The following is a 12,694-nucleotide window of genomic DNA, read 5'->3' as shown; positions in this document are numbered from 1 at the left end:
ATGGCCGATTATCAGAAGATCAAAAAGGAACTCGAAGGCATCGCCGTTGAGGATAATCCGGCGCTGGTTCGCCAGAAGAGCCGGGATTTCTACTGGTATTCGCCTGTACTCAAAGCCCAGCTCGACAATGTGACGGCCGATCTCGTCGTCACGCCGAAGACCGAGGAAGAGGTCATCCGGACGCTGAAGGTCGCCTATGCCCATGGCGTTCCGGTGACGCCGCGTGGCGCCGGCACCGGCAATTACGGCCAGGCAATGCCGCTTTCCGGCGGCATCGTGCTGAACCTTGCCGCCATGGACAAGATCAAGGAGATCCATCCCGGCCGCGTCATCTGTGAACCCGGCATCGTGCTTGCCCAGCTCGACAAGCAGACCAAGGCCCATTCCGGCCAAGAGCTGCGTTTCCATCCCTCCACCGCGCAGACGGCGACGGTCGGCGGCTTCATCGCCGGCGGCTCGGGCGGCGTCGGCTCGATCACCTGGGGCGGCTTGCGCGACCTCGGCAACATCCTGCGCCTGCGCGTCGTCACCATGGAAGCCGAACCGCGTGTCCTCGATCTCACCGGCTGGGATCTCCAGAAGGTGAGCCACGCCTACGGCACAAACGGCATCATCACGGAGATCGAGATGCCGCTTGCACCTGCCTATGACTGGGTCGATGTGCTCGTCGGTTACGACGACTTCATGGAAGCGGTGCGCTTCTCAGACGCACTGGCGAAATGCAACGGCATCCTCGTCAAGGAGATCGCACCGATTGCCGCTCCCATTCCTTGCGACTATTTCACCCGCCACAAGCCCTACATCCGTCAGGGCCAGTCGATCGCCGTGCTGATGATCGCGCCGCACTCCATGGATGCTTTTCTTGCCTTCACAGCGGCGCAGAAGGGCGAGATCATGTTCCGCTCCGACAAGGTGGAAAGCATGCGCGGGATCCCGCATGCCTATGAGCTTGCCTGGAACCACACGACATTGCGTGCGCTGAAGGTCGACCCGAGCTTCACCTATCTGCAGGTGCAATATCCGGGGCCGGATCATGTCGCCAAGGTTCGGAAGATGGTCGAAATCTTCGGTGACGAAGTTCCGGGTCATCTCGAATTCATCAAATTCGACGGACAGATCCAGTGCTCCGGGCTGCCGCTGGTGCGCTATACCACCGAGGAGCGGCTGGAGGAGATCATCAAGATCCACCAGGACAATGGATGCCCGATTTTCAATCCGCACCGCTATACGCTGGAAGAAGGCGGCATGAAGCGCACCGACGCGGTGCAGCTCGCCTTCAAGCAGGAAACCGATCCGAAGGGCCTGCTCAATCCCGGCAAGATGATCGCATGGGATAATCCCGATTTCGATTTCAACGCCGGCAAGAACTATCTCTTCCCCGGCCTGGCGGCCCTGATGGAGGCCTCATGAGGGTTCTCGTCCTCCACTCTCACCCGGTCGAGGAAAGTTACGGCAAGGCGCTTTACCGGCAAACCATCGAGAGCCTTGAGAAGGCCGGGCATGTTGTGGATGGCTGCGACCTCTATGAAGAGCGGTTCGATCCAGTGCTCTCGCGCCACGACCGGCTCGTCTATCACGACTATCCGGAAAATCTGAAGCTAGTGGAATCGCATGTCGAAAGGTTGAAGGCGGCCGAGGCGCTGGTGATCTGCACCCCGATCTGGAACTTCGGCTTTCCGGCAATCCTGAAGGGATATTTCGACCGCGTCTGGCTGCCGGGCGTTTCCTTCGAGCTGGTCGACGGCAAGGTGGAATCGCGGCTACGCCACATCCGCAAGCTCGCAGCCGTCCTGACTTATGGCGCAACGCCCTTTCGGGCTTTCGTCGCCGGCAACCCGCCGAAGAAAATCGTCAAGCGCGTGCTGAGGGCGCAGATCAATCCGCTGAGGCCGGTGACGTTCCTAGCCCATTACGACATGAACAATTGCACGCCGGAGACGCGCGCAAAATTCCTCGACCGCGTCGGAGACGCGATGAAGCGCTTTTAGAAGATTTTCGCAGCCGTCACCTCGACCTCGACGAGAAACTCAGGGCGGGTAAAGCCGCCGATGACGAGCAAGGTGGAAACCGGCTTCGGATCGAGCGTATAGCGATCCCGTACAGCCATATAGGCTGGGAAATCCTCGCGGCGGGTGACGAAGCCTGAAATGCGGATGACGTCGGCAAAACTCATTTCCGCCTCCTGCAAGATCGCCTTGATCGCCTCGAAGCAGAGTTCCGCCTGAGCAGTGATGTCGCTCGGAACAGTATCGTCGAGACCAATACCAAGCTGGCCCGACGTGACGAGCAGCGCGGCGCCGGGCGGCACCAGCAGGCCGTGATTGTAATTTCCGAAAGGCCGGCGCACCGAGACCGGATTGAAAGTTTTTTTCATCGATCTGAAATTTTCCGAGGGCTGCAGACATCGAGCCTACAGGATGCGGCGGGATATGAGAATATCGCTGCGTCCATAATGTTTTGCGACAGAAAGCAGGACGACCGCCTTGAACGGAATCGAATCATCGGCCTCGGAGTGCATCGCGTGGAATTTTAGTACGTTAGACGCGTCAAGGCACGCTCGCTGTCCCCGCCCCTTCGTTAGACGACCAAAAAAGCACCAGTCTGGTATTGGTGCAGCGTACTCCAAGCCGGGAGACGTATGCGCATCTGTTTCGCGCTGAGCCGTTCAAGAGCCGCTCAGTGGAACTCTTTCTGCTATAACGTCTGAGGCCATCGCGAACCCAGCTCGTCAGTGGATCAAGGTAGCTCAGTCGGACGCCGTTATTGGAGGCGATCCAACGGACGTCCATATTCGACAAGCCCCTCGCGTGTTCTTGTAGTTAATTAGAGAGGTGCTGAGCCAGCCGAAGGTGTTCTTGGGGGCGAGTTCGACGCGCTTTCGATAGGGCATGCTGCTGACCTGGGAGAGCCACAACGTCCGCTTTTCGGTGGGGTGTTTCATCGTGTTTTCCTCGGACATCACTTGAACTGGGCCATCGTGGTTTCGAACGAGCGCTTCGCCTGTTCGGCGAGCGGAAGTTTGCGATAGGTCTCGCTGATGATCTCGACACCCCAAGGACCTTCGTAGCCGGCGTTCTGGACGGCCTTGATGAATTCTTTCGGCTTGAGCACGCCTTCGCCCGGCAAGCGGCGATGATAGATAGTGTCTTCCCACAGGAGGCCCTTCACGTCGGCGTCCGCGTCGTCCAGCTCGATCGAGCCGATGAATCGGGACGGAATCTTCTCGATGTCCTTGTAGGGGATGCCGCCGCGGGCCATGTGCCAAATGTCGATGAGCAAGCCGCCATTGGGCTGATCGGCACCTTCCACGATCGCACGCGCCAGTTCCAGCGTCCGGACGTTGGAGAAGGGCATGATCTCCATGACCACCCTGACGCCGTACTCGGCGGCGTCACGGCAGACTCCGGCGAACGCCTCGCGCATGCGGTCGACGTCAGGCGTCATTTCCGCCTCGGTCGGTGCATACAGATCGCTTCCGAGGCCGGGAGCTATCTTGAGATTGCGGACGCCGAGACCCTGGGCCACCTCGAGCATCTCCGTTCGCATGACGTCCGACTTCGCCCGGCGCTCTCCGTCCAAATACCAGCCGGAGAGAAATTCGTACTCGAGGTATTTGATGTCGTTGTCATCGATGATCCGCTTCATTTCCTTCAGGCCCATCTGAGCGGCCGTGGCTTGGACATCGGCGTGGATAAGGCCCATGCCCCTGTAGCCGACCTTGGCGGCCGCCTCGACGCGATCCTTGAAGGGGATCGGGCTGATTTCGGTCGGACCGAACGGATAGACGTCGCCTCCGAGTGTGAAGAACGCCGCCAGCAACTCGATGCCGTTTTTTCCAGTCATTTCCATTACTCTCCTGACGACATCGCGCCGCCTGCGTTTTAGATGACCCTTTGTACACTGAAGCGCTGGCGCGATAAATCACGCGCCATTGATCAACATTGTAGCCTACAGATATGCAATGGGTGGGTTTAGATAGATCGGATGCTGCCGCCGTCCACGCCCCAAACCGACGACGTGACAAAGCTGGCGAGGTCGGACGCAAGGAAGACCACCACGTTGGCGACCTCTTCGGGCGTCCCGAGACGTTCGAGGGGAAGCTGCCGCAGCTTCATCTCATGTTCGACAGCCGCCTGGGGCTCCATCTTGTGGAACGCGCCCATCGTCTCGGCGAAGCCACCAGGCTTCGTCCAGAACGGCGTCCAAATCGGACCCGGCGCGACGGCGTTGACCCGCACATTCTTGCCTTCGGCGCGCGCGAGACCCTTTGTGAGGGCAAGAACTGCAGCTTTCGACGTCGAATAATCGATCGGTACCGGTTCAGGCTGACGGGCGAGATCGGAACCGTTGTTAACGATGACGCCCTTTCGCTCGCGGAGGATCGGAAGCAGCTTCCGGGTCGCGCGAACGTAGCTCATGAAATTGAGGGAGAAGGTCTTCTCCCATTCTTCGTCGGTCAGTTGGTCAAAGGTACGGATCGCGCCTGAGCCGACATTGTTCACCAGCACGTCCACCGCGCCGCCCGTCGCCTTGAGCAACTCGTCGAGGCCCGCCGATACGCCGGCCCCCGTGGACAGGTCCGCTTTCGCGGTGTGGGCCATGCCGCCCGCTGCGGCGACTTCGACCTTGACCTCGGCCAAGGCCTGCTCGTCGATGTCTACGAGGCCCAACGTTGCGCCTTCCCGTGCGAACGCCACCGCGGTCGCACGACCGATGCCGTTGGCGGCACCCGTGATGAAAACAATTTTACCCTTCAGTCCGGTGTCCATTTCTCTCTCCCATAGGATCGTTTCAAATATGGCGGGCGCGTCAGATCGAAGCGCCCTCCTCCCCAGTTCGGAAATCAAAGCTCGTGGTCAGTCCCCCGTCGGCGACGAGGTCAGCGCCTAGAACCGCCGTCGAGCCACTCGACAAAAGGAACATCGCGGCCTGGGCGACTTCGCGCGCCTCCAGGATGCGGCCGCCGGGCTGGCGCGCTGATCGCGTCGCCAGGAACCTGTCGCTGTCGGTGGCGGATTCAAGGTGACGCTTGAAGAGGCCGGCCAACATGGGTCCGGGGCTGAGAACATTGACGCGGACGCCACTTCGGGAGTGGTCGACCGCGACCGTGCGGGCCAACTGCCGCACCGCTGCTTTCGTGGCGTTGTAGATGCCGAGCTGCTGCTCTGCCAAAATGGCGTTGACGCTGGCCACAGCCACGATCGCCCCATCATGGGCCTCGATCATCAGCGGCAGCAGGGATTTGATCGCCAGGGCAGTGCCCACGACGTTCACGTTGAGCGCCCGGGAGATGATCGCAGGCGTGGCGTCCAAGATCGTGCCGACGTCTAGGATGGCTGCAGACGTCACGAGACCGATGCGTTTCGCGTCCGAAGACCTCAGACGGGCGACGATCTTGTCCCAGGTCGCCTCGCCGGCGACATCTCCCGGGACATGGTGATATCCCGCAAGAGCGGCGAGATCGTCCTGAGCAGCCGAGAGATCGACCCCGACGGTCGCCACACCCGCTTCGACGAGCAGACTGCAAAGTTCATGCCCGAGGCCGGACGACGCTCCCGTCACCACTACGGTGTCAGGAAGTTCGAAGGTGAGTTGCGGCATCGTCATTTCTCCTTGGCGGTGTCTTTTTTCGTGGCGAGCACGAAGTCCCAGCTGACAGACCAGAAGGGGCCATCGAAGCCGAGCTCGTATGCCCGTGCGGGATCGGTCACCTTCTCGAAGTCCGCTATTAGCGAGTCCTTCACGCCGAAGACCGAGTCCTCGGCCAAGTATTGGCAATCGGGTGTGAAGATGTGGGTGATGACGGGATCGTAACCTGGCGCGCTCACGATGAAATGAATGTGCGCGGCCCGATTGGGATGCCTGCCCAGATGCCCAAGCAGCTTGCCGACCGGACCGTCATCGGGGATGGGGTAGTAGCGGGGTTTCACGGCTCGGTACCAATACGAGCCGTCGCGCTCAGAGGTGAAGACGCCGCGAAGATTCCAGTCGGGCTGAACGTCCTTTTGCTGCACGTCATAGAACCCGTCGTCGTTTGTTTGCCAGACGTCGACGAGCGCGCCGGCGATCGGCTTGCCATCGGTGTCGACGACATGTCCGCACACGACCATCGGCTCTCCCTTGCCGTCCAGGCAAATGTTAGTCCCGTTGGCGTAGCGCGGAGCGGCTGGCACATAGAACGGTCCGAGGATCGTGTTCTCCGTCGCACCGTTGGGGCGACGGTGGTTGATGGAATCGACCAACATCGAGACGCCGAGAGTATCTGAGAGCAAGATGAACTCCTGACGCCAATCCGAACACATCTGCCCGACCTCGGTGAGAAACTTGATGCCCTGAAGCCATTCCTCGTGCGAGGGCTCGATTTCCTTGATGGCGGCGTGGAGGTGCTTCACCAGGACGGACATAACCTCGCGCAGGCGCGGATCGACGTCCGGCCCCATTCTTGCGTTCACGACGTCGACCGAAGTCTCCTCCTCGAAGTACGGATATTTTGGCTTCGACCCTTCGGCTTTGCTCATCTCAGACATTCTCTATCCTCCTCGGCCCGAATTGCTCGCCATCAAATGGCCGAAGCGTCGCCCGCATAGGCGCGGGCGATCAGCGCGCGGATGCCGTCGCGCTCCAATGGTTGGGGGTTCCAGTACGGGTTGGCCAGGGCGCGTTCGGTCGCCACGTCGATACCGTGTTCCGGCATGCCGATCTCTCGCAGGGACCTCGGCGCTCCGATCCGGCCCGCGAGTTCGAAAAGCGCCGCAGCAGGGTCCGGACGACCAAGCACGTCCCGGAGTTTTTCGATCACTTCGGGGATGGCGGGCGCGTTGTAAGCGAGCGCGTGCGGCAGGACCACCGTGTGGGTTTCCGCATGTGGCAAATCGAACGAGCCGCCCAGCGTGTGGCAGAGCTTGTGATGAAGGGCCATGCCGACCGAACCCAGGCAGATGCCGCAGAGCCACGCGCCGTAGAGAGCGTCGCTGCGCGCGGCGCGATCGGACGGGTCGTCATGTATCAGCGGCAGCGAACGCGCCAGGGCCCGGATCGCCTCCAGCGCCATCAGGGAGACGACGGGGTTCCGTTCCTTGGCGTAAAGCGCCTCGATCGCATGGGCGATGGCGTTCATGCCGCTGGTGCCAGACATGCCGACCGGGAGCGTGAGCGTGAGGTCCACGTCGTAGATGACCACCTCAGGAAGAATCTTCGGGCTGCTCTGCGTGACCTTCTGCCCGTCCTTGGTCTCGCCCAGGATCGGCGTCATTTCCGATCCCGCGTATGTAGTCGGGGCGACGATCTGAGGCAGGTCGGTCCGCAGCGCGATCGCCTTGGCCAACCCTGTGGTCGATCCGCCACCGACTGCGATGAGGCCGTCGACCTTCTTGTCGGCCACGACCCTCATCGCGTCCTCGGTCACATCGACGGGCGTGTGCATCGTGGCGCGAGAATAGACCCCGACTGAGCTCGCCCCAAGAAGCGCGGACAGCTTCTCCGCATCCCCGGCCTGTGGCGGCGTCGCCAGGACCAGAACACGCTTCAGCCCAAGGCGGTCGACTTCCGCAGGAAGCAGGGCCAGCGTTCCCGACCCGAAAATCACTCTGGCCGGCTGGCCGTTATAGACGAAAGACTGCATGTCGGTTCCTCGAATTCCCAGCCTCGATTGGACCGGACGTCCTGCGTTCTTAGCGATTGTCGACGCGCTTCAAGAACGGGTTGATGTCCACTTGGCGCCAGACGTTGGCATGGGCGAACGGGTCGTTTTTGTTGAACGCGATCACATCGCCGATCTGGTCGGCCTCAAAAACGAACAGCGACCCGATCATGGTCTCGCCGTCGGCGGCGACAAGCGGTCCCGAAATTACAGTCTTTACCGTGCCTGCGGAGAGGTACGCTTTATGGGCGTCGTAGTTCGCCTGGCGGCGCGGCAGGCCATCCGCGTGGTCGAGGCAATGAACCGCAAAGAGCATGAACTTTCCTTTCATCGTTCTCCCTCGAAGATCAGCTCGGAGGAGTGGTGGCGGGTCGAAAGCTGGCCGGGTATCAATCCTTCACGTTGTCCTGAGGGCGATACAACCGACTGTGATTTCGCCCGACATCAGGTCGAAGTCGACGCTCTTTGAAGCGCGGCCGGCGTATGTCTTCCGAAGCCCCGGCACATTCAGGGTCGGCGTCGGCTTGAGGTCTTGGGACTGGGTGATCGTCGTGGTCATCGGTTCCTCCACCTTCACACCTCACTCGGCGTTTGCACGCACGCCGGCGCATTTGAGCGGGGAATAGTCGACCTGGTGTCGGGCGATCCGGACGTCCTTTAGGGAATCCCTGATCCGCAGATGCGCGGGATGGGAGGCGTACCCCTCCAGGGAAGCTTCGTCCTTGAATTCGGAATAGAGCACGACATCGCAGGCATAATCCACACGCGAAAAATCGATGCCGACCTCAAGGAAAAGGAGGCCGGGGATTTCCCCACGGAGGCTCTCGAACTTTTTCTTGAGGTCGAAAGCGGCGGCCTGCTTCTCCTCGGTGCTGTCTCCACGGACGTCCCACATGACGATATGCTTGATCATCGATCTTCTTCTTGAGTTTGGAGTTACGGACTGCCGGAAAGAGCGGCTCGGTTGATGTCTTTGGAAATCCCGTTTCCATTTACGGGGCGCTGAACGCTCGCTTAGGCGGGCCCTTCGCGGCAGATCCGGCAAACCCAATTGAAGCTCATGGAATTCCTCCCAACGGCCGTTCCTCCGCCGCAGATCGAAATTAGCTTCCCCAACTTTGGGAAAAAGGCCGTGAGCAGGGAAACACTTTCTCACGCTGCGCAAAAAGCAAAACCGACTTTGCAGGCCGGCGCCTGTCGGAGAACCTGAAATGCCTGTTGGGGGGCAACTCATGGATTTGGCGCTTAAGGACGACCTCAGACGCGAAGCCAATGCCCCGTTAGGGAACCCGAATGGTCAGGTGCGCGTACCTACTGCATCCGGCGCGCGGGGATCTTCCCACCGAGGCGCATTGGAAAGTTACGGCTCACGGTAGTGACGGTCGGCTCTATCCGTGCGACAGTTCTGAGCTAGATGGTAGACGTACTTTCACGGGTGGGCGCACGGGCGTTACGATTGACGTCGTGTGCTGAAAGCGGGAGCTACACCCTTCGGCGTGCTCGATATGGCGGCGATTACCACTTTGACCGCAAGGCGACGCAACTGACGGTCAGCTTTCGACCGGACGCTGAGCCGGATGTAGATCCCGAATCCGTGGATTGGACCAACATCTACGGGCCGGTTGGCTGAGCTGCCGGCCTGAGCAACACGCTGAGCCAAAAAGAATGCGAGGCAGCACGCCCGTCGTAGGGGTGCTGCCTCGCTAAAGCGCCTGGGAGGACGCGAACTAGAGAGGTCTCAAGACGAAGTCGAAGTTGGTTTCCCATTTCATCGTCCCGCCGGAGATCGGCATGAAATCGACTTGAGAAGGCAACGCCGATCAGGGCGCTACGCACCATGCCTTGGCGCCACACAAACCCGAGATCGGGGACCCCGGGTTCGCATTAGTTGGACTCAGACGGCGACGTCCACTTCGGCGCCGGAAAGAGAGGACGACTTGAACAGGGCCTCGAGCAGCTGGTTCACATTGTGGGCCTGCATCGCCGAAACGACTGAGGCCGAGCCAGACCTGAGCGACCCGACGAAAGCTGCCGCCTCCCGATCGAAGTAGATCGGGTTGCCGATCTCGGCGATCTCCGGCGAGTACACGGTCTTTTTGGTGGCCCAGATTTCCGGAAAGCTCGTCTCGCACCATTCTGTCCAGCCCTGCTGGAACCCGTTCTTGCCACTGTCATATATCTTGCAGGACGAGGGTAGCGGACAAGAGTGCATGATACCCTCCGTTCCGTAGGCCGAAAGATCCCAGCTTTCGGTCCAGGACAGAGGATCCCACGACATGAAGTCGACGGTCACGAGCTTGTCACAGTAGTTCAGAATCGCGCCGGCGGCGTCCTCGCGGGAGTCGCTCCCGAATGCCGACTCGAATTTCGTGATCCGCGCATTCACGCTTTGGGGCACTCCGAAGTGAAGCAGAATGCGATCGATCAGGTGGCAGGCAATAACGAACATTGCGCCGCCAATATCCCCGGGCTGGTTCATGTGCGGCGTGGCGGCTTCATTGTGCGAGCAGCCCGCATGCGCCCTCACCTGCAGCACCTTGCCGAGTCGGCCGCTCGAAAGAACCTCCTGCATCTTGTCCACCGAAGGAGCAAAACGCCAGCAGTAACCAACCTGGAACAGTCCGCCCTTGCGCTCAACGGCCTCGACGATCCGGGCCGTATCTGCAGATCCCCGGCCCGCCGGCTTCTCGCACAACACGGCCTTGCCGGCCTCAAGCGCCTCGATGGCCAGGTTGGCCATGCTGTGGCTCTTTGAATGCACCAGCACCGCGTGGACGTTGGGATCGGAGAGGATCGCTTCCTTTGTTCTGGCTTCCAGCCCGAGAGCGTCGACGAAGGGGGCGAGCAACGGACTGTCGTCGTACGCTCCCATCAACCGAGCACCGGGCATGCGCTGAAATGCCTTCACGCGTCCTGAGGTGTGCGGGTGCGTAATACCCAGGCAAGCGATACCAAATTCGACGTTTTCGCCGATCGCGTAGGTCATTTCATTCTCCCAAACCTTGTTGAACCACGCTCGACGAGTGACGAGCGATGTCATCAAACTCGTCAGCATTGTCTCGACCGCATGGTGTTTTCCCTACGGCCGAGCCATTCGATCGGGAACGCTACACCGTCTTTCCGAGCGAGGCTTCGAGCTCGGCGAGCTCCTGCCCGCCTGCCATCAGGCTTTGAAGCTCCTCGGAGGAAATATGGCCGCGATCGGCCGTGCCGAGGGTCTTGCCGCGATTGAGGACGGTAAAGCGATCACCGACAGCAAGGGCATGTCGGACGTTGTGGGTGATGAACACCACCCCTACCCCCTTCTTCCGCACACGGTCGATGGTCGACAGGACATTGGCCGTCTGACGCACGCCCAGGGCGGATGTCGGTTCATCCAATATGAGAACCTTGGCGCCGAAATAGACCGCGCGAGCGATTGCCACCGTCTGGCGCTCGCCGCCCGAGAGCGTCCCGACGGATTGTCCGGGCTCACGCAGGTTGATGCCCATTTCGCGCATCTGTTCGAACGTGATTGCATCGGCCTTCTTGAAGTCGATCCGCTTGAACGGGCCAAAGCCGGTTTCGGGTTCACGGCCAAGCCAAAAGTTGCGGCTCACGCTCATCAGCGGGATCATTGCCAAGTCCTGGTAGACTGTTGCGATTCCCGCCGCCAGCGCCGCCCGGGGGCTTGTGAAGTGGACCGGCTCGCCTTGGATTTTCATCTCGCCGTGCGTGGGAGCATGTACACCGGACATCGTCTTAATGAATGTCGACTTGCCCGCGCCATTGTCGCCGAGCAGGCAGTGACACTCGCCTGCCTTGACATCGAAGGACACGCCCGAGAGGGCAATAATGTGACCGAAGTGCTTCTGGATATCGGTCATTTCAAGAATTGGTGCGGACATCATCGCTCTCCGGTGATCGCGCGGCGGATGTAAGTGTTGGCGATAACGGCGGCGAGGAGGATCGATCCGAGGAATACCCGGAACAGGGAACTCTCGACATTGGTGAAGAACAGACCCTGCTGCACGACGCCGAAGATGACGGCTCCTAGCGCGGCGCCAACGACGGAGCCATACCCGCCCGTCAACAAGGCGCCCCCAATGACCACACAAATGATTGCCTCGAACTCCTTCATCATGCCCCGGTCGGAGGCAGCCGAGCCGAACTCCACCGCCTGGGAAATTCCCAAGAGCGTGGCGCACAACGCCGCAACGATGAACATCGCCACCTTCACGCGGGCGACAGGTACGCCGATATAACGTGCAGCCTGCGGGTCGCCGCCGGCCGCGTAGATCCAGTTGCCGAACCTGGTCCTTGTGAGCACCCACTGACCGACGATCACCATGACGATAGCCCAGATGATCAACATCGGGATGCCGTCAACGATCGGCTGTCCCATTCGGGTGCCGCGGGTATAGGTCGCAATCCACCCCTGCTGGCCGAGCCATGAGAACAGCCCTCCAAGCGCCTTGCCGCCAAAGAGCCAGGCGATGGGATCGCCAACGGCGATATCGGCAATTCCCGACACCACCGGCTGCCTATTGAAGGTGATAGCGCTCCAGATCGTCATACCGCGCAAGATGAACATAAAGGCAAGCGTGACGATGAATGATGGCAGGCCGGTGCGGATGACCAGCAGGCCATTGATCGCCCCAATCAGACCGCAAGCAAGTACCGTGACGCCGATGGCCGCCCAAGCAGGCAAGCCGACGTAGATAACCAGCAGACCGAAGACCATACCGGAGAAGCCGACCATCGAACCGAGCGAGAGATCGAACTCGCCGGTAATCATCAGCAGCGAGACACCGACAGCGAGGACGACGAATTGCGCCGAAACGGTGCTCCAGTTCATGATCCCGTCCATGGCAAACATTTGCGTGTTGCCCGCAAGGATGAGGAAGAATGCGAACACCGCAACGGTGCCGCCCATGGCCCCGAGTTCCGGGCGGACGAGCGCCCGTCGGAGAGTTGACGTCTGTTTAACGCGCTCGTCAGCGCTGATTGTCGTGCTCATTGCGATCACCTGAAACTGTCGTAAGGGCCAAACGGAAGCGGCGATCGCCGCTTCCG

At 60.5% G+C, this 12,694-nt stretch carries 14 protein-coding genes; 2 read left to right on the top strand and 12 right to left on the bottom strand.

Features of this window, described 5'->3' with window-relative positions:
• Together N2A41_RS25305 and N2A41_RS25300 are read left to right on the top strand one after the other, a co-directional pair.
• Positions 1 to 1,410, top strand: a complete 1,410-nt coding sequence (locus tag N2A41_RS25305) for an FAD-binding oxidoreductase (protein ID WP_260111389.1) — start codon at positions 1 to 3, stop codon at positions 1,408 to 1,410.
• Positions 1,407 to 1,988 carry an NAD(P)H-dependent oxidoreductase gene (locus tag N2A41_RS25300; RefSeq protein ID WP_260111388.1) on the top strand — a complete coding sequence of 194 codons (582 nt, stop codon included), beginning with the start codon at positions 1,407 to 1,409 and terminating at the stop codon, positions 1,986 to 1,988. Before N2A41_RS25305 ends, N2A41_RS25300 begins: the two co-directional genes overlap by 4 nt.
• Here N2A41_RS25300 and N2A41_RS25295 read toward each other — a convergent pair.
• The 12 genes from N2A41_RS25295 to N2A41_RS25240 form a co-directional block, all read right to left on the bottom strand.
• On the bottom strand, positions 1,985 to 2,374 hold the full coding sequence (locus N2A41_RS25295) for a RidA family protein (RefSeq protein ID WP_260111387.1): 390 nt from the start codon (positions 2,372 to 2,374) through the stop codon (positions 1,985 to 1,987). The genes N2A41_RS25300 and N2A41_RS25295 overlap by 4 nt on opposite strands.
• Before the next feature lie 584 nt (positions 2,375 to 2,958).
• Entirely contained in the window at positions 2,959 to 3,843 is an 885-nt protein-coding gene (locus N2A41_RS25290) for a sugar phosphate isomerase/epimerase family protein (protein ID WP_260111386.1), read from the bottom strand.
• 128 nt (positions 3,844 to 3,971) lie between these two features.
• Positions 3,972 to 4,769: an SDR family NAD(P)-dependent oxidoreductase gene (locus tag N2A41_RS25285; protein ID WP_260111385.1), complete on the bottom strand. Its 798-nt coding sequence runs from the start codon at positions 4,767 to 4,769 to the stop codon at positions 3,972 to 3,974.
• Positions 4,770 to 4,809: 40 nt separating this feature from the next.
• Positions 4,810 to 5,601 (bottom strand): SDR family NAD(P)-dependent oxidoreductase, encoded by a 792-nt coding sequence (locus N2A41_RS25280; RefSeq protein WP_260111384.1) that lies wholly within the window; start codon positions 5,599 to 5,601, stop codon positions 4,810 to 4,812.
• A 2-nt stretch (positions 5,602 to 5,603) separates the two neighbouring features.
• Positions 5,604 to 6,518, bottom strand: a complete 915-nt coding sequence (locus N2A41_RS25275) for an intradiol ring-cleavage dioxygenase (protein ID WP_260111437.1) — start codon at positions 6,516 to 6,518, stop codon at positions 5,604 to 5,606.
• Positions 6,519 to 6,559: 41 nt separating this feature from the next.
• Positions 6,560 to 7,621, bottom strand: coding sequence for a maleylacetate reductase (locus N2A41_RS25270; protein WP_260111383.1), 1,062 nt, complete (start codon positions 7,619 to 7,621; stop codon positions 6,560 to 6,562).
• Positions 7,622 to 7,670: 49 nt separating this feature from the next.
• A complete protein-coding gene (locus N2A41_RS25265; protein WP_261322773.1) occupies positions 7,671 to 7,970 on the bottom strand; it encodes a YciI family protein in 300 nt (99 codons plus the stop codon).
• 66 nt (positions 7,971 to 8,036) lie between these two features.
• Positions 8,037 to 8,198 (bottom strand): hypothetical protein, encoded by a 162-nt coding sequence (locus N2A41_RS25260; RefSeq protein ID WP_222281284.1) that lies wholly within the window; start codon positions 8,196 to 8,198, stop codon positions 8,037 to 8,039.
• Between the two features lie 21 nt (positions 8,199 to 8,219).
• Complete coding sequence (locus N2A41_RS25255; protein ID WP_260111382.1) at positions 8,220 to 8,552, bottom strand: Dabb family protein; 333 nt, start codon at positions 8,550 to 8,552, stop codon at positions 8,220 to 8,222.
• 981 nt (positions 8,553 to 9,533) lie between these two features.
• A complete protein-coding gene (locus N2A41_RS25250; RefSeq protein WP_260111381.1) occupies positions 9,534 to 10,625 on the bottom strand; it encodes a Gfo/Idh/MocA family protein in 1,092 nt (363 codons plus the stop codon).
• Positions 10,626 to 10,746: 121 nt separating this feature from the next.
• Positions 10,747 to 11,526 carry an ATP-binding cassette domain-containing protein gene (locus N2A41_RS25245; RefSeq protein WP_027664439.1) on the bottom strand — a complete coding sequence of 260 codons (780 nt, stop codon included), beginning with the start codon at positions 11,524 to 11,526 and terminating at the stop codon, positions 10,747 to 10,749.
• Positions 11,526 to 12,638 carry an ABC transporter permease gene (locus tag N2A41_RS25240; protein WP_260111380.1) on the bottom strand — a complete coding sequence of 371 codons (1,113 nt, stop codon included), beginning with the start codon at positions 12,636 to 12,638 and terminating at the stop codon, positions 11,526 to 11,528. The genes N2A41_RS25245 and N2A41_RS25240 overlap by 1 nt, the downstream gene beginning before the upstream one ends.
• Positions 12,639 to 12,694: the final 56 nt, after the last annotated feature.

Origin of the sequence: Rhizobium sp. SRDI969, from assembly GCF_025152725.1 — a bacterium.
Taxonomy (GTDB): domain Bacteria; phylum Pseudomonadota; class Alphaproteobacteria; order Rhizobiales; family Rhizobiaceae; genus Rhizobium; species Rhizobium leguminosarum_I.
This window is presented reverse-complemented; position numbering and strand designations above follow the sequence as displayed.